The following is a 15643-nucleotide window of genomic DNA, read 5'->3' as shown; positions in this document are numbered from 1 at the left end:
CATCATCCCTGGGCGCGCAAGTACCGTCCGAAGTGCGGCACGGTGAACGCGATCCGACCCCGTTCCCCGGAATAGATCAGGCCCTTCTTCATCAGGGCATCGCGCGCGGGGGACAGAGACTGCGGTTTGCGGCCCAGATGCTGGGCGACCTGCGCGGTTGCCACCGCCTCATCGTCGGTGTCGGGGTTCTCGTACGCCACATCGGCCATCGCCCGCAGGTACTCCCGCTCCCCGGGGGTGGCCCGCTCGAACCGGGACCCGAAGAACCCGATCGCCAGCTCCGATTCCGCCTCCGGCGCGGCCATCGCGACATCGTCGGCGGTGATCGGGGACTGCGGGGCCAGATCCCAGGCGACCTTCCCGTACGCCTGGATGAAGTACGGGTAACCCCCGGTCGCCTCGTACATCGTCGCCAGCGCATCCTCGGTGAAGTGGGCGCCCTCGTCCTCGGCCGGAGCCTGCAGCGCCTGCGCCGCCGCGGCCCGGTCCAGTCGATCGATCCGGGAGTACCGGAACAGCCGCTCCGAATAGGACTTCGATGCCGAGAACACCGCGGGCACATGCGGCAGCCCGGCCCCGACCACGATCACCGGCAGTCCGGTCTGGGACAGTTCATGGCAGGCCGCGCACACCGCCGACACATCGTCGGGCTGCAGGTCCTGGATCTCGTCGATGAAGATCGCGATCCCCTTGCCGACGTCCTGGGCCAGCCCGCCGACATCGGTCAGCAGCTCCACCAGGTCGATCTCGATGTCCCCGGAGTCGGCCCGTCCGGTCACCGCGGCCGCGTCGATCCCCGGCTGCCACTTGTCCTTCAGCTTGGCCGCCGCGGGCGCATCGCGCTGCACGAAGGACTTGATCACCCCCAGCACGTGCTGGGTGTCGTCGGCGGAGGGATGGCCCAGTTCGCGGACCGCCACATGCAGCGCCGACGCGATCGGCCGCCGGATCCCGTGATCGGGTCGGGCCTCGAACTTGCCGGTACCCCAGCCGGCCCGGACCGCGGCCGAGCGCAGCGAGTTGAGCAGCACCGTCTTGCCGACCCCGCGCAGCCCGGTGAGCACGATCGAACGCTCGGGCCGGCCCCGGCCGATGCGCTCGACGACAACCTCGAACATGCGCATCTGTTCGTCGCGGCCGGCCAGTTCCGGCGGACGCTGCCCGGCGCCGGGGGCGTACGGATTGTTGATCGGATCCACCCGGACAATCTATTCGCGTATCTAGCGCTCAGCTAAGAGGCGCGCAGCGACTCCGAGACCGAGGCGCGCCGTTTTCGGCCCAGACTCAGCACCAGCAGCCCCTGGGCCAGCGTGTAGGTCGCCATCACCGCGAACGACACGGTCGGCGTGGTCGGCCAGAAGCCGAACAGTCGCAGGGCCAGCAGTGAGTCCGACACCACGTAGGAGATCCCGGCCACGGTGCCCCACAGCCCCAGCCCGGTCGCCACGTACGCCATCAGCACCACCGCCAGCGCGTACGCCACCACCGCCGTGCCCAGCCAGCCCGCGCGTGGCACCACCACCGCGACCATCACCAGCGGATACAGGACGTACGCCAGGGTCCACCACCGATGCGGCTCGGCCCACAACTGCCCCCACGTCCGGGGCCACAGGCCGTCGTGCCGATAGCGCCACAGGGCGAGCAGCCACAGCACCTGCGAGGCCAGGAAGAAGCCGATCAGGGCCAGCAGCCCCGGATCGCCGGACAGGAACCTCGGGACGGTGTCGCCCAACCAGGCCAGCAGCAGCGCGGCGACCCCCAGCCGACCGATGTTCCGGGCCGCCAGCAGCAGCGTCGGCATCAGCAGGACCTGGGCGACACTCGACACCGTCGTCTGCCCCACGGCGATCCCGATCAGGTTCGCCGCGACCGCCAGCAGGAACGGGATCCAGCGCAGTCGGTTCATCCGGGGATCTCCTCGACCGCGATCCGCAGAATCAGCACCGTCGACTGACCCGGCAGCAACCGCACCGCCCCACGCCCGTGCTGGAAAAATCCCACACACAGCATCTCGGGCCACTCCTCGGTCAGTTCGGGGGTGGTGGCCGCCCGTTCGGCGCCCGGGTTCCACACCGCGATGTGCGAGTGACCGGTTCCGCGCAGAATGATCCGGCGATGCAGCACCGGATCGGAGATCACCACCGGCTGGGTCGATTCGAACATCTGGTCCAGCTGGTGCCCGCCCGGGATGTGCAGGGTGCCCACCTGGGTGTCCTCCCGGCCGGTCTGCAGGTCGACCAGGTCCGCTCCGCCCAGGCCGTCGATCCCGGCCCGCGCCACCTGGCCGACGCGCAGGTGCGGGATCAGGCCGCCCTCGTAGCTGAAGGAATCGGTGCCGGTGTTGTGCACCCGCAGCCGCAACTCCAGTTCGGGGCCGAAGCGGTACTGCGTCCGGGCCAGGAACGGGTGGGTGAAGAAGCGACGATCGGCGACGTCGGCCTCGGTGCAGCTCCACTCCTGGGTGACCTCGCCGTCACTGATCTCGCTGCGAACCAGGTGCCAGTCGACCTCATGGGCGAAGCCGTGTCGCGGCGTGTACGGGGTGCGGCTCGGCCCCTCGGCGAACCACGGGAAGCAGACCGGAATCCCCGAATGCACGGTCGGCCCGGGTTGGTAGATGTTCTCCCGGCTGTACCAGATCACCGGTTGGGAACCGGGACTCCATGCGGCGATCTGCGCGCCGCGGTCGTGGATCACGAAGCTGCCGCCGCCGGGCACGGTGCCGCTGCTGTGACCCTCGATTCCTGCCTGAGTGCGTTCGTACACGATTGCCTAGCTGGTGGGGGTCGGCTGGTCTTCGGGAAATGGTACCGAGCGCGCCACCGGGTCGGGGCTTCCGGGATGGCCCGATGATTCAGGGGCACCGGATGATCCAGGGCACCGGTTCGGCCGGGGTCAGCCCAGCCCGAGCCCGAGCACCAGGCCGACCAGCACCACAGTCGCGACCGCCTCGCCGATGCCGGCCTGCTTCGGGGTGACCGTACGCCCGCGCCCGGGACCGAGCAGGGGCACCAGCGCCGCCCGGGCGGTCAGCGCGGCGAAGAACACCGGCACCCAGATCGAGACCGCTCCCAGCGCGGCGGCGACTGCGAAGCCGAGCGCGCCGGCGGCGTGGTACCCGATCGAGGCGGCCAACCAGGGCCGGCTGCCGCGCTCGCGGATCAGCGTCTTGACGTAGAGCACCGTGCCGAAGAAGTACCCGAAACACACCAGCGGGAGCAGCCAGGACGACCCCAGCGCGGCCGGGGCACTGTCGAAGCGGACCGTCTGCGCCATCAACGACGCCGCGGCGGTGGTCAGCAACCCGCCCAGCAGGTCGCGTTCGTGGCGGCGCCACGCCAGCACCAGGGCCGGAGTCAGCAGCACGGCGTACGCCGGGACCCAGGTGAGCAGCACCGGCGTACCCCACAGCAGCGTGAGCACCCCGAACCCGGCCGCGACCGCGGTCCAGGTGAGCATCGGGCGGCGGAATCGGGGCTGGCGATGCGACTTCAGCCACTGCGAGGCGGCGAAGAAGGCGAAATAGCCGAACAACCACGTCCCGAACAGCGGCAGCAGATGCGCCGACCATCCCCCGGCGAGGACCCGCTGGGTCACCCCCAGCAGATACGGGGTGAGCAGCATCGCCCAGGCGCCGTGCTGATTCGGGATCCAGCCGGCACGGGACCGGCGGTTCCGGGGTCGCGGGCGCGCCAGGGTCGTCATGACCTCAGTCTAGAGATTTTCCACGGCTGTCCTGTGGAAAAAGGCGCAGCGCTGTGGACGGTGCGGTGTGATTCCGGCGACACTCAGCCCCGGACCGAGCGCGTCACCAGGTATTTCGGGTGCCGGCTGACGATCTCGGTCGGCCCGATCCGGCGCCGCAGGGTCGGCAGGTAGGGCAGGTGCGCGTTGAACACCAGCCACAGTTCCCCGCCCGGTTCGAGGACCCGCGCCGCCTGCTCGATCATCGCGTACGCCGGCCCGGAATCCTTCGCGGTCCCGACGTGGAAGGGCGGATTGCACACGATCAGCGGAACCGATCCGGTGGGCAGCCCGGTGAGCCCGTCGGCCCGTCGGACCGTCCCGGTCAGCCCGTTGGCGGCCAGGGTTTCCCGGGTCGCCGCGGTCGCCGCCCAGGACTCATCGAGCGCGGTGACCGGATGCCCACGGCGGGCCAGCAACGCACTCAGCGTCCCGTTGCCACTGCCCAGGTCGAGCGCCGGGGTCGCGGCCGGGAGCCGGTCCAGCAGGTCGACCAGGACCCGGGTGCCGGGGTCGATCCGGGTGCCGGCGAAGGTGCCCCCGTGGGCGCTGAGGACCAGTGGCCCGCCCAGGGCCGGCGGCAGGTCGACGGTCGCCCGGCGGGGCCAGGTCGGCGTGCCCGGTCGCGGCTGTCGGGCATGCAGCACCCGGGACTTCTGCCGGCCGAGGCTGGCCCGGACGCTGCCGAAGCGGGCGGCGAGTGCGTCGTTCATCGAGTGGGTCAGATACTTGACCCGGCCGCCGGCCAGCAGTGCGATGTCGTCCCGGGCGACCCACTCGGCGTACTCGCCCAGCGCGCCGACCGCCTTCGGCGTACGCATCAGCACGGTGTCGACGGTCGCGGTCGCCGGATCGACCACCGGGACCCGCAGCCGCTGTTCGGCCAGCAGCGAGTCGCACCAGCCGACCACCGGATGCTCCGCGGCCAGGGCGTTCGCCAACTCGGGGGCATCCAGGACCAGCAGCCGGCCCGGGGCAGGGGGCATTTCGTCGATCAGCAGCCGATCCACCGGATCGAGCCCGGCGGCGGGTTCGGGCGGGGGATCGGGAACCTGGGTCACCGGGCCATTCTTTCTGATGGAACCAGAATGCGTGATCCCGCTCACCCCCGGTAGGTTGACCCCATGCCGGATGAATCGCTGCGGATCCATGTGATCGCTGATTCCACGGGCGAGACCGCAGCCCGGCTCGCCCGCGCTTGTCAGGCCCAATTTCCGCATCACATCTTCCGGCTCATCCGGCATCCGCGGGTGACGTCGCCGGAGAAGCTGTTCCCGATCTTCGAGGACATCAAGGAGGACGCCGCCACCATGAAGGTGGCCGTGTTCACCACCCTGGTCGACCAGGTACTGCGCGACATGGTCGCCGAGGCCTGCCGCGAGATGGGCCTGGAGCACATCGATTCGCTCGGTCCGGCGCTGCGGCAGCTCGAGTCCGCCCTGGGCAGCAGCCCGGACCTGGCCGCGGCCCGCCCGGTCAGCGTCGACACCGACTACTTCACCCGGATCGCGGCGATGGAGTTCGCGATCCGGCACGACGACGGGCAGCTCACCCACCGGCTCAAGGACGCCGAGATCGTGATCATCGCCGCGTCCCGCTGCGGCAAGACCCCGCTGTCGATGTACCTGGGCTACCTCGGGTTCCGGACCGCGAACATCCCCCTGGTGGCCGGCCTCGAGCCGCCCAAGGAACTCTTCGAGATCGAACGCTGGCGCATCGTCGGCCTGACGATCCATCCCGAACGCCTGCAGCAGATCCGCGAACGCCGGGTCGCCGCGATGGGCGGGCGCAGCCGACGCAAGGACGGCTATACCGATCTGGGCCGGATCGTCGAAGAACTCGACGAGATCACCGCGGTCCAGAAGCGGCTCGGAGCGCCGGTGCTCGATACGACCCGGACGGCCCTGGAGGAATCCGCCGTCCGAATCATCGACATCGTGGAATCGCGCGCTGCGGCCCACGGAGCCAAGGTCCGAACCGGGACCTTGCACGAATTCGACCCCGAACCCTGAGCTGGGGGAGCAAAGGAGAGATGGCAATGACGCAGTACGTCTATGACCTGGCCGACGGTAACGCCTCGATGAAGCCACTGCTCGGTGGAAAGGGCGCAGGCCTGGCCGAAATGGCCTCCCTCGGGGTGCCGGTCCCCGATGCGTTCACCGTGACCACGCAGGCGTGTGTGGAGACGATGAACCGTGGCGGCGAGTGGCCCGAAAGCCTGTGGGGCGAGGTCACCGAGGCGCTGGCCCGGCTGGAGGAGCGGACCGGGCGCAAGCTCGGCGCGACCGAGAAGCCGCTGTTGCTGTCGGTTCGCTCCGGTGCGGTGCAGTCGATGCCGGGCATGATGGACACCATCCTCAACCTCGGCGTCTCCGATGAGACCGTCGACGCGCTGGGCCGCGAGGCCGGCAACGAGCGGTTCGCGTGGGACTCCTACCGCCGCTTCATCTCCATGTACGGCGAGGTCGTCGAAGGTATCGCCTCCCACGTGTTCGAGGATGCGCTGGCCGCGCTCAAGCTCGAGAAGGGTGCCGAGCAGGACACCGATCTGACCACCGAGGACCTCAAGGAACTGGTCGCCCGCTACAAGAAGTTGGCCAGCGACGAGCTCGGCGGCGAGTGGAGCTCCGACCCGGTCGAGCAGCTGCGCCGCGCGATCGACGCGGTCTTCAAGTCCTGGCTGAACCCGCGCGCGGAGGTCTACCGCAAGGCCAATAACATCTCCGCCGACCTGGGCACCGCGGTGAACGTGCAGCAGATGGTCTTCGGCAACCGGGGCGAGACCTCGGCGACCGGGGTGCTGTTCACCCGGAACCCGTCCACCGGCGTCAAGGAGCTGTACGGCGAGTTCCTCACCAACGCCCAGGGCGAGGATGTCGTCGCCGGGATCCGCACCCCGCGGCCGCTGGCGGAGATGGAGCAGGTGCTCCCCGAGGCGTACGCCGCGCTGCTGGACACCATGAACAAGATGGAGCAGCACTACCGCGACATGCAGGACATGGAGTTCACCATCGAGAACGGTGAACTGTTCATGCTGCAGACCCGCACCGGAAAGCGCACCGCGGCCGCGGCGATCAAGACCGCCTCGGACATGGTCGCCGAGGGGCTGATCACCAAGGAGGAGGCGCTGCAGCGGATCGAGCCGGCCCAGCTCGACCAACTGCTGCACCCGACCATCGACCCGAACAACACCGTCACCGCGCTCGCCACCGGTCTGCCCGCTTCGCCGGGCGCGGCCGTGGGTACCGTGGTGTTCTCCGCCGACGAGGCCGCCGAGCGGGGCGAGAACGGGGAGAAGGTCGTCCTGGTCCGCTTCGAGACCACGCCCGACGACATTCACGGGGTGCTGCAGGCGCAGGGTGTGCTGACCTCCCACGGCGGGATGACCTCGCACGCGGCCGTGGTCGCGCGCGGGTTCGGCAAGCCCTGTGTGGCCGGTGTGCCCGGGCTGCGGATCGACCTGGAGAACCAGCAGTTCACCATCGACGGCACCGTGGTCAAGCACGGCGACACGGTCACCCTGGACGGCGGCACCGGTGAGGTCTTCCTCGGGGCGCTGGCGCTGGTTCCCGCGCAGATCAACGACGATTTCTCCAACGTCGTTTCCTGGGCCGACGAGGTGCGCCAGTTGGGCGTACGCGCGAATGCCGACAACGGCCCCGACGCCGCCAAGGCCCGCGAACTCGGTGCCGAGGGCATCGGCCTGTGCCGCACCGAGCACATGTTCATGGCCGCCGACCGGCTCCCGGCGATGCACAAGATGATCCTGGCCGAGACCGACGAGGAGCGCGCGGACGCCCTCGCGGAGATCCTGCCGATGCAGCAGGCCGACTTCGAGGCCATCTTCACCGAGATGAAGGGGCTGCCGGTCAACGTGCGGCTGCTCGATCCGCCGCTGCACGAGTTCCTGCCGAGCCTGGTCGATCAGTCCCTGCTGGTGCAGAAGCTGGAGCTGACCGGGGGCGATCCGGCCGAGCTGGCCGCCGAGCGCAAGACGCTGGCGCAGGTGAAGCGGCTGCACGAGCAGAACCCGATGCTCGGCACCCGCGGTTGCCGGCTGGCGATGCTGTACCCGGAGATTCCCGAGATGCAGGCCCGCGCGATCATCCGGGCGGCGCTGGCGGTGCTGGAGCGGGAGGGGGAGACCGTCGAGGTCGAGATCATGATCCCGCTGGTCGCGCTGCAGGCCGAGATCAAGATCCAGCGCGAGATCGTGGTCGACGCGGTCGAGGACGAGCTGGAACTGGCCGGCAAGGAACTGCCCTACACCGTCGGCACGATGATCGAACTGCCGCGGGCCGCGCTGGTGGCCGATCAGATCGCGAAGTATGCCGACTTCTTCTCCTTCGGGACCAACGACCTGACCCAGACCGGGATCGGGATCTCCCGGGATGACGCGGAGAACGGCTTCCTCGGTCACTATGTCGATGACGGCGTGATCAAGTCCAACCCGTTCGCGACCATCGACGTCGACGGGGTCGGCGAACTTGTCCGGATCGGTGTCGAAAAGGGCCGGGCGGTCAAGCCGGAGCTGAAGCTGGGCGTGTGCGGCGAGCACGGCGGTGACCCGGCTTCGATCGAGCTGTTCCAGAAGTTGGGGCTGGACTATGTGTCCTGCTCGCCCTTCCGGGTGCCGATTGCCCGGTTCGCGGCGGCCCGCGCGGTGCTGAACCAGCGCTGATCGACCCCACCAAGTGCCCGGGACCCGGTGGTCCCGGGCGCTTGTGCGTTCGGTACCGGCCGGTTGTGTCCCGATTTTGACTCCAGGTGCCCGAAATTGGCCGGATCGGGGCGAATCGGAGCCGCTGGTGGCAGAATCGGGACAGGTTCGGACCGATCCGGGGTTGTTCGGGGGTTTTCTCTGCCCACGGGCCGAACCTGATCCGACCGTGGGCCCGGAGAATGCCGGGGTGCGGGTTTCGGTGATGGCTGCGCGGGCAAGTGGGCGTACCTTCATTGGGTGATGACCTTGATGGTTCCGATGAACCTTTTCGACCCGGTGACCCTGCTGAACGGATGGGGTCCGTGGGCGTTGCTCGGCATTGCCCTGATGGTGTTCATCGAATCAGGGGTGCTGTTTCCGTTCCTGCCCGGTGACTCGCTGCTGTTCACCGCCGGCCTGCTGCATCAGCCGCTGAACCTCACCCTGCCGGTGCTGATCCTCGTCGCCGCGGTCGCGGCGATCCTGGGTGACCAGGTCGGCTACTTCCTCGGGATCAAGTTCGGTCGCAAGCTCTTCAAGCCCGATGCCCGCTTCCTGAAGACCGCCTACCTGGAGAAGGCCGAGCGGTTCTTCGCCAAGTACGGTGGCGTCTCGCTGGTGCTGGCCCGGTTCGTTCCGCTGGTGCGCACCTATGTGCCGCTGGTGGCCGGGATGGCGCGCTACCGCTACCCGCGCTTCCTGCTGTGGAACATCATCGGTGGCACCGCGTGGGCGACGGTGATGATCGTCGCGGGCTCGCTGCTGGGCGGGGTTCCGTTCGTGCGTGACCATGTGGACCTGATCGCGGTTGCCATCGTGGCGCTGTCGCTGATCCCGGTGGCGTTCTCGATCATCAAGGGGCTGCGCAACCGCCAGCCGGCCCCGGCCGAGGAGGCCGCGGGCGAGTCGGCCTGAGCCGAGTCACTTCCGTCACTTCCGGGCGCGCCGCGGCACTGTGCCGCGGCGCGCCCGAATTGTGCTCCGGCAGCATCGGACCGTTCGGGTTCGGGATGTGGGCAGCGTCACCGGGCATTCGGACATCGCCCGGCGGGCCAACTGCCATACTGTGCCCAAACCCCTCGGAACGGAGCTGCCACGATGACCGATGCGAGCACCCAGCAGACCTTTATGCTGCCTGACCACAATCTCGGCCTGGATCTGATGCGAGCCACCGAAGCGGCCGCCTTGGCCGCTTCCTACTGGATCGGGCGCGGCAACAAGAACGCCGGCGACGGGGGTGCGGTGGATGCGATGCGCTCGGTGCTCAACGCGATCCGGATGGACGGCACCGTCATCATCGGGGAGGGGGAGAAGGACGAGGCCCCCATGCTGCACAACGGGGAGAAGGTCGGGGCGGGGTCGGGTCCGGCGATCGACATCGCGGTCGATCCGATCGACGGGACCCGGCTGATGGCCGAGGGCATGCGCAACTCCATCGCGGTGATCGCGGCGTCGCCGGCGGGGACCATGTTCACCAATACCGAGTGCTTTTACATGAACAAGTTGGCCACCGGGCCCGAGGCCGCCGACGCGCTCGACATCGAGGCCCCGATCGCCGACATCCTGGCCAAGATCGCCAAGGCCAAGGGCAAGGCGATCGGCGATGTGACCGTGGCCCTGCTGAACCGCGACCGGCACAAGCCGCTGATGGCCGAGATCCGCGCGGCCGGGGCCCGCACCCGGCTCTACACCGATGGTGACGTGGCCGCCTCGGTCGCCGCGGCCGACGACTTGAACGATGTCGACCTGCTGGCCGGCATCGGCGGCTCGCCCGAGGGCGTCATCACCGCCTGCGCGATGCACGCCATGGGCGGGCGGATCGTGGCCAAGCTCGCCCCCACCAGCGACGAGGAGCGGCAGAAGACCATCGCCTCGGGCATCGACCCCGACCAGGTCCTGGACACCTACGACCTGGTCGGCAGCAAGGACACCCTGTTCGTCGCCACAGGCATCACCGACGGGGACATGTGTCACGGCGTCCACTTCTCCGCGCGCGGTGCCTCGACCCAGTCGATCGTGATGCGGTCCTCCTCCGGCACGGTCCGGTTCGTCGACGCCCTGCACAACCTGACCAAGGTGCACGACTACGCCGAGCGTCACGGGTCCGGCCCCGAGCTCGGCGAATTCTGAGTTGCGGATCCTGGTCACCGGGGCCGCCGGATTCATCGGCCACCGGCTGACCGCGGCCCTGCGCCGCGCCGGACACCGGGTCACCGCGCTGGATGCCCTGCGCGGTGACCCCGGCACCCTCGAGGTACGCCGCCGCAGACTCGGACGCCTCGGCGGCCATGTCGTCGACCTCGCCCGGGATCCCCTCGACCCGTGGCTGAACGGGATCGACGCCGTCGCCCATCTGGCCGGGGCGACCGGCGTACGGTCGAGCTTCGGGACGGGCTGGGCGACCGCCGTCCGGGACAACGTGACCGCCACCGGGCGCCTCGCCGAGGCGGCCGCGGGCCGGGCCCGGCTGGTGCTGGCGTCGAGCTCGTCGGTGTACGGGACCGTGGCCAGCGGCCTGGTCGGCGAGGACGCGCCTCAACAGCCGCACAGTCCCTACGGCGCCAGCAAGGTCGCCGCCGAGGCTGCGGTGCAGGCGTACCGGCACAGCCGCGGGTTGGAGGCGGTGATCCTGCGCTACTTCACCGTCTACGGGCCCGGGCAGCGCCCCGACATGGCGATCGCGCGATTCCTCGCCGCGGCCGGGGCCGGTCGACCGCTGGAGGTGTACGGGGACGGCTCGCAGACCCGGGCCTACACCTATGTCGACGACGTGGTCGCGGCCACCACCGCCGCGCTGACCCGCCCCGGCATCGACGGCGGGGTGTGCAACGTCGCCGGTACCGAGGCGGTCACCGTCGCCGAGGTGGCCGCCCTGATCGCGGAGACCCTGCGGTATCCGCTCGAGATCGTCGCGCGGGCCCCGGCCGAGGGGGACGTCGCCCGGACCGCGGCCGATCTGAGCCGGGCCGCCCAAGTGCTGGGTTGGACCCCGCGGGTCGGCCTGGCCGAGGGGATCGCCGCCCAGGCGGCGGCAGCGGGGCTGACCGGCGTACGGGCTCCGGCGGTGGGGCAGTGACCGGCGGTCCCGACCTCCGGACCGCTCGGGACGCGCGGTCCGCCGCGGCCCCGGCGGCCGCGTTCGTCGCCTTCGACCGGTTCCCCGGGCCGAAGGGCTCCGCGGTCCACATCGGCCGCTCCGCCGGTGCCCTGTTCGAGCACTTCGGCTCGGGCCTGCTGGCGTGCCTGGGCGGCGGTCTGCTGCCGATCGCCCAACGCGAGCCCGGCTTCGACATCATCCGGTTCGTCGAACCCATCCCGAACCTGCTGGACCGCGCCGATGCCTTCGCCTGTTTCGTCGATGACACCCTGCGCCGGCACCGCGACACCCTCCAGGTGGTCCAGGTCCGCGATCCGTGGAGCGCGGCACCGGCGCTGGCCGACCCGCGGCGCCGGCATCGGGTGGTCTACGAGGCCAACGGGTTCCCCTCGATCGAACTGCCGATGGCCTGGCCGGGGGTCCCCGCCGACACCCTGGCCCAGATCGCCCGGATCGAGGACGCCTGCCTGGCCGGCGCCGATGCCGTGGTCACCCCGTCGGCCACCATCGCCGCCTGCGCGATTCGCAAGGGCGCCGACCCGAATCGGGTCACGGTGGTCCCCAACGGCGCCGACCCCGTCGGCGCGACCGAACGCCCACCCGGGGCGCCCCGGCGCTACCTGGTCTACGTCGGCGCGCTGCAGCGCTGGCAGGGGTTCGGCACCCTGCTGCGGGCGATGGCCCGGCTGACCGACCTCGACGTCGACCTGGTGGTGTGTTCCTCGTGGCCGCGGCGCCGGGCCAAGGACTGGGTCCGGTTCACCCACCGGCTGGGCATCGCCGACCGGGTGCACTGGGTGTACGAACAGCCCCATGACCTGATCGCGGGCTGGCTGGCGCACGCCGAAGCGTCGGTCGCGCCGCTGGCCGATGTCGCCCGCAACGTGGAACAGGGCTGCTGCCCGCTCAAGGTGGTCGAGTCGATGGCCGCCGGAACCCCGGTGGTGGCCAGCGACCTGCCCTGCGTACGCGAACTGGTCGACGACACCACCGCGAAACTGGTCCCCCCGGACCGGCCCGCCCAACTCGCCCGGGCCCTGCGGGTGCTGCTCGACGACCCTGCGCACCGCCGCGCTCTCGGCGAGGCGGGCCGCCGCCGCGCCGCGGAGCGGTTCACCTGGGACCGCGCCGATGCGACCCTGCGTACGGTCTGGGACGGACTCACCGCCCCCGCCCCGGATCACCCCGCGCTGGCTCTACGATAAGCCCATGTTCTCCGCGACCAAGAAGAAGGTGCAGGCGCTGCCGCCGCTGCACCGGGATCTGGTGCTGGAGCGCACACTCGGGTACGCGCAACTGCCGCACGACTGGGAGTATCTGCTCGCTTCGATCGCCCAGCACCAGGCGGTCACCGGCGGCAAGCGCAAGTACGCCCTGCCCGGCCCGTTTCTCGCCGTCGCGCTGCCGCTGCTCCGGGTGATCCTCGCCGATGCCCGCCCGGAGGCACCGGTCGCGCTGCTGGTCGACGATCGCCTCGACCTGGTCTTCGGCCCCGGAATGCCGCTGCCGGACCATCACCATCGCCGCGGGATCAAGATCGCCTGGATGGTCCAGATCCCGATCCAGGCCGAGGCCCGGCTGCGCGACGGGTCCCGGCTGCGCATCCGGATCGTACGCCGGACCCGGCGACTGACCTGGCGACAGCGGGGCTCGGTGAGCCACAAGACCAAGTTCAAGTCGAAGGACAAGGCGTACCACCTGCTCCAGGTGGCGCTGCGCCTGCCGCGCGGGGTCGAGCCGGTGCGGCCCCCCACCCCGTCCCCGAACTGGCTGAGCGTGGCCGTGAATCCGGGGGACCGCTACGAGATCAGGGCCGACACGAAGACCACCGGGGACGAGATGCCGAGTGTGAACCTCATCCTGCACGTGCTGACCGAGGCTTTCCGCTGGTCGCCGACCGCGCGGGCCACGGCGGTGCCGCGATGAGTGGGCAGTATCCCCCGGACTGGGAGCATTCCCCGCACGGTTCCGAGCCCGGGCCGAGTGGGCAGCCGGCGTACGGGCAGCCGGGGTACGGGCAGCAGCCGGGGTACGGGCAGCCGTCGGGCCAACCGGAGCCGGCCGTCCCGGCGGAGCAGGCCTGCCAGGTGACCACCGGCTTCTATCTGCTGTCGCGGTGCACGAGCTTCGGGGTCGACCAGTGCGCCAACTGCGGCCGGCGGGTCTGCGCCCTGCACGCGATCTCCGGCCCCGGCGGCGTCCTGTGCCCGGAATGCTTCGTGCTGGCCGGCCAGCACAGCGAACCCACCGACCGGAGCTGGGCGCTGCAGTACCGTCGCCGCTACCGCGAGGACGCCGGCCGCGAGCTGCAGGATCCCGGGATCTGGTGGGCCTTCGACCGCTACGACCGGTATCGCTTCGCCGCCGGGCGCGGGGGCGGATTCGGCGGCGGTGGTGCCCACTACTACGCCGCGGACTACGACGAGGACGACGACTCCTACGGAATCTTCGACAGCTGATGCGCCGGATTCTGTGGCTCACCGAGCATCATCCACCCTCCCGCGGCGGGATGGCCCACTCCAGTGATCGGATCACCCGCGGCCTGCGGGCGGCCGGGGACCCGGTCGATGTCGTGCAGTTCACCCGCGAGGGGCCCGGACCGCAGCTGAGCACGGGGCTGGGTGGTTCGACCCTGATCTGCCCGCTCGGTGCGGATCCCGAACACGGGCTGGCGACCGCCTGGCTGGAGGTGGAGCGGCTGAGCGCCCGGGCCGAACCGGCGTACACCCATCTGGTGGCCTTCGGCGGCACCTGGGCGATCGTCGCCGCCCCGATCTGTGCGGCCTGGCTCGACGTGCCGCTGCTGACGCTGCTGCGCGGCGTCGACTTCGACCAGGGGGTCTTCTCGCTGCGCCGGCGGGCGGCCCTGTTCGACGCGCTGCGCGCCTCGGCCGCGGTCGCGACGGTCGCCGGCCGGACCGCGGAGCAGGCCCGGGCCCTGCTGCCCGGCACCCGGGTGGAGTACATCGCCAACAGCATCGACACCGCCGACTGGACCCTGGTGGCCTCCGACCGGGCGCGGGCCCGGGCCTGGCGGGCCGCACACGTGCCCGTCGGCCGGCGGGTGCTGGGGCTGATCGGCCAACTGAAACCGAAGAAGGGCGTGCTGGATCTGCTCCGCGCCCTGGTCGATTCCCCGGCCCGGGAGGAATTCCACATCCTGCTGGTCGGCGACCTGGACCCGGCGATCGAGGAGTGGCTGAACGAGGATCCGGGGCTGACCTGGTCCCGGCTGGAGTTCCTGGACCGCTTCGAACTCGCCTGGGTGTACGCCGCGTGCGACCTGATCGCGCTGCCCTCGTTGCATGACGGGCTGCCCAATGTGGCTCTCGAGGCGGCGGCGCTCGGGCGGCCACTGCTCGCCTCCGATGCCGGTGGTCTGCGAGATCTGGACCGGGCCGGGGCGATCGCGTACGCCTTCCCCGCCGGCGACTGGGATGCCTGCGCCCGGGCCCTGACCGCGGCGGCCGACGCCGACCCCGCCGAGTTGGCCCGGCTGGGGGAGCAGGCCCGGGCCGTGGTGGCCACGGAGTTCACTCCGGACCGGGAGACCGCGCAGTATCGTCGCCTGCTGGCCGAGACGGCCCGCTGAGCGGCTCCGCGTGGGCGCGCAACCGCCACGCCAGTAACCACAGCGCCAGCACCGCGGCGGTACTGAGCGACAGGGCCCAGATCCCGGCGGTGGCGGAGACCACCACCTCGAAGATGAACCCGGTCACGCCGGCGACCAGCATGGACACCGCGACCAGAGCCGCGACCAGAAAGTGGTTCCCCACCCGGACCACGTCGGGCTTCATCCGCTTGGCGAAGTGCAGCCGGTGCACGAGCACCGGCGTCATGCCCAGCAGGGTGGCGGTCCCGGCCAGCGCGACCAGCACCAGATAATGGACGACCTGGACAGAGGTCAGCCGCCCGAACCCGGACTGAAAAGCCACCGCCAGCAGGAATCCGGAGGTCAGCTGCGTCCCGGTGAGCACGACGCGCAGTTCCTGCAGAATGTCGTTGAAGTTCCGGTCCGCGCGCATCTCCGGGGTCTCGTAGCGCCCTCGCTGCAACTCCTCCACAGCGCCATCCTGCCACTGCGCACAGCGGGCAACTGA

The 15643-nt window shown here is 70.5% G+C and carries 15 protein-coding genes; 9 read left to right on the top strand and 6 right to left on the bottom strand.

Features of this window, described 5'->3' with window-relative positions:
- Nucleotides 1-2: 2 nt before the first annotated feature.
- From G531_RS0113435 to G531_RS0113415, 5 genes are all read right to left on the bottom strand, one after another.
- Complete coding sequence (locus tag G531_RS0113435) at nucleotides 3-1199, bottom strand: ATP-binding protein (RefSeq protein ID WP_026927658.1); 1197 nt, start codon at nucleotides 1197-1199, stop codon at nucleotides 3-5.
- A gap of 32 nt (nucleotides 1200-1231) precedes the next feature.
- Nucleotides 1232-1906, bottom strand: a complete 675-nt coding sequence (locus G531_RS22535; RefSeq protein ID WP_051215479.1) for a lysoplasmalogenase family protein — start codon at nucleotides 1904-1906, stop codon at nucleotides 1232-1234.
- The gene (locus G531_RS0113425) at nucleotides 1903-2766 is read right to left on the bottom strand and encodes an aldose epimerase family protein (protein WP_162143180.1); all 864 of its coding nucleotides are present in this window, start codon (nucleotides 2764-2766) and stop codon (nucleotides 1903-1905) included. Before G531_RS0113425 ends, G531_RS22535 begins: the two co-directional genes overlap by 4 nt.
- 129 nt (nucleotides 2767-2895) lie before the next feature.
- Complete coding sequence (locus G531_RS0113420; RefSeq protein WP_026927656.1) at nucleotides 2896-3705, bottom strand: YwiC-like family protein; 810 nt, start codon at nucleotides 3703-3705, stop codon at nucleotides 2896-2898.
- A gap of 83 nt (nucleotides 3706-3788) precedes the next feature.
- The gene (locus tag G531_RS0113415) at nucleotides 3789-4805 is read right to left on the bottom strand and encodes a class I SAM-dependent methyltransferase (protein WP_051215478.1); all 1017 of its coding nucleotides are present in this window, start codon (nucleotides 4803-4805) and stop codon (nucleotides 3789-3791) included.
- A gap of 63 nt (nucleotides 4806-4868) precedes the next feature.
- Between G531_RS0113415 and G531_RS0113410 the strand changes: the two genes are divergently transcribed.
- The 9 genes from G531_RS0113410 to G531_RS0113370 all read left to right on the top strand — a co-directional run bounded on the left by G531_RS0113410 (nucleotide 4869) and on the right by G531_RS0113370 (nucleotide 15135).
- Nucleotides 4869-5756 (top strand): pyruvate, water dikinase regulatory protein, encoded by an 888-nt coding sequence (locus G531_RS0113410; protein WP_026927654.1) that lies wholly within the window; start codon nucleotides 4869-4871, stop codon nucleotides 5754-5756.
- A gap of 26 nt (nucleotides 5757-5782) precedes the next feature.
- Nucleotides 5783-8425: a pyruvate, phosphate dikinase gene (gene ppdK, locus G531_RS0113405; protein ID WP_026927653.1), complete on the top strand. Its 2643-nt coding sequence runs from the start codon at nucleotides 5783-5785 to the stop codon at nucleotides 8423-8425.
- Nucleotides 8426-8707: 282 nt separating this feature from the next.
- Nucleotides 8708-9361: a DedA family protein gene (locus tag G531_RS0113400; protein ID WP_026927652.1), complete on the top strand. Its 654-nt coding sequence runs from the start codon at nucleotides 8708-8710 to the stop codon at nucleotides 9359-9361.
- Nucleotides 9362-9544: 183 nt separating this feature from the next.
- Nucleotides 9545-10576 carry a class II fructose-bisphosphatase gene (glpX, locus tag G531_RS0113395; protein ID WP_026927651.1) on the top strand — a complete coding sequence of 344 codons (1032 nt, stop codon included), beginning with the start codon at nucleotides 9545-9547 and terminating at the stop codon, nucleotides 10574-10576.
- Nucleotide 10577: 1 nt separating this feature from the next.
- Nucleotides 10578-11522, top strand: a complete 945-nt coding sequence (locus G531_RS22530) for an NAD-dependent epimerase/dehydratase family protein (RefSeq protein ID WP_051215477.1) — start codon at nucleotides 10578-10580, stop codon at nucleotides 11520-11522.
- The gene (locus G531_RS22525) at nucleotides 11519-12748 is read left to right on the top strand and encodes a glycosyltransferase (protein ID WP_051215476.1); all 1230 of its coding nucleotides are present in this window, start codon (nucleotides 11519-11521) and stop codon (nucleotides 12746-12748) included. Before G531_RS22530 ends, G531_RS22525 begins: the two co-directional genes overlap by 4 nt.
- A gap of 4 nt (nucleotides 12749-12752) precedes the next feature.
- Nucleotides 12753-13469: a hypothetical protein gene (locus G531_RS0113380; RefSeq protein ID WP_026927650.1), complete on the top strand. Its 717-nt coding sequence runs from the start codon at nucleotides 12753-12755 to the stop codon at nucleotides 13467-13469.
- Nucleotides 13466-14002 (top strand): hypothetical protein, encoded by a 537-nt coding sequence (locus G531_RS26755; protein WP_051215475.1) that lies wholly within the window; start codon nucleotides 13466-13468, stop codon nucleotides 14000-14002. The genes G531_RS0113380 and G531_RS26755 overlap by 4 nt, the downstream gene beginning before the upstream one ends.
- Nucleotides 14002-15135, top strand: a complete 1134-nt coding sequence (locus G531_RS0113370) for a glycosyltransferase (RefSeq protein ID WP_026927649.1) — start codon at nucleotides 14002-14004, stop codon at nucleotides 15133-15135. The genes G531_RS26755 and G531_RS0113370 overlap by 1 nt, the downstream gene beginning before the upstream one ends.
- Here G531_RS0113370 and G531_RS22515 read toward each other — a convergent pair.
- Nucleotides 15077-15607, bottom strand: a complete 531-nt coding sequence (locus G531_RS22515; RefSeq protein ID WP_174522474.1) for a DUF6328 family protein — start codon at nucleotides 15605-15607, stop codon at nucleotides 15077-15079. The two genes, G531_RS0113370 and G531_RS22515, sit on opposite strands and share 59 nt — an antisense overlap.
- Nucleotides 15608-15643 lie beyond the last annotated feature (36 nt).

This window comes from Granulicoccus phenolivorans DSM 17626 = NBRC 107789 = JCM 15570 (genome assembly GCF_000423085.1).
GTDB classification, from domain to species: Bacteria; Actinomycetota; Actinomycetes; order Propionibacteriales; family Propionibacteriaceae; genus Granulicoccus; species Granulicoccus phenolivorans.
Note: the sequence above shows the minus strand (reverse complement) of the source record. Positions and strands in the feature narration are given on the sequence as shown.

What these genes read in the sequence shown, in the direction of transcription:
- G531_RS22535 (WP_051215479.1), bottom strand. Translation starts at nt 1,906, where the DNA reads ATGAACCGACTGCGCTGGATCCCGTTCCTGCTGGCGGTCGCGGCGAAC.
- G531_RS0113420 (WP_026927656.1), bottom strand. Translation starts at nt 3,705, where the DNA reads ATGACGACCCTGGCGCGCCCGCGACCCCGGAACCGCCGGTCCCGTGCC.
- G531_RS0113410 (WP_026927654.1), top strand. Translation starts at nt 4,869, where the DNA reads ATGCCGGATGAATCGCTGCGGATCCATGTGATCGCTGATTCCACGGGC.
- ppdK (WP_026927653.1), top strand. Translation starts at nt 5,783, where the DNA reads ATGACGCAGTACGTCTATGACCTGGCCGACGGTAACGCCTCGATGAAG.
- G531_RS0113400 (WP_026927652.1), top strand. Translation starts at nt 8,708, where the DNA reads ATGACCTTGATGGTTCCGATGAACCTTTTCGACCCGGTGACCCTGCTG.
- glpX (WP_026927651.1), top strand. Translation starts at nt 9,545, where the DNA reads ATGACCGATGCGAGCACCCAGCAGACCTTTATGCTGCCTGACCACAAT.
- G531_RS0113380 (WP_026927650.1), top strand. Translation starts at nt 12,753, where the DNA reads ATGTTCTCCGCGACCAAGAAGAAGGTGCAGGCGCTGCCGCCGCTGCAC.
- G531_RS26755 (WP_051215475.1), top strand. Translation starts at nt 13,466, where the DNA reads ATGAGTGGGCAGTATCCCCCGGACTGGGAGCATTCCCCGCACGGTTCC.
- G531_RS0113370 (WP_026927649.1), top strand. Translation starts at nt 14,002, where the DNA reads ATGCGCCGGATTCTGTGGCTCACCGAGCATCATCCACCCTCCCGCGGC.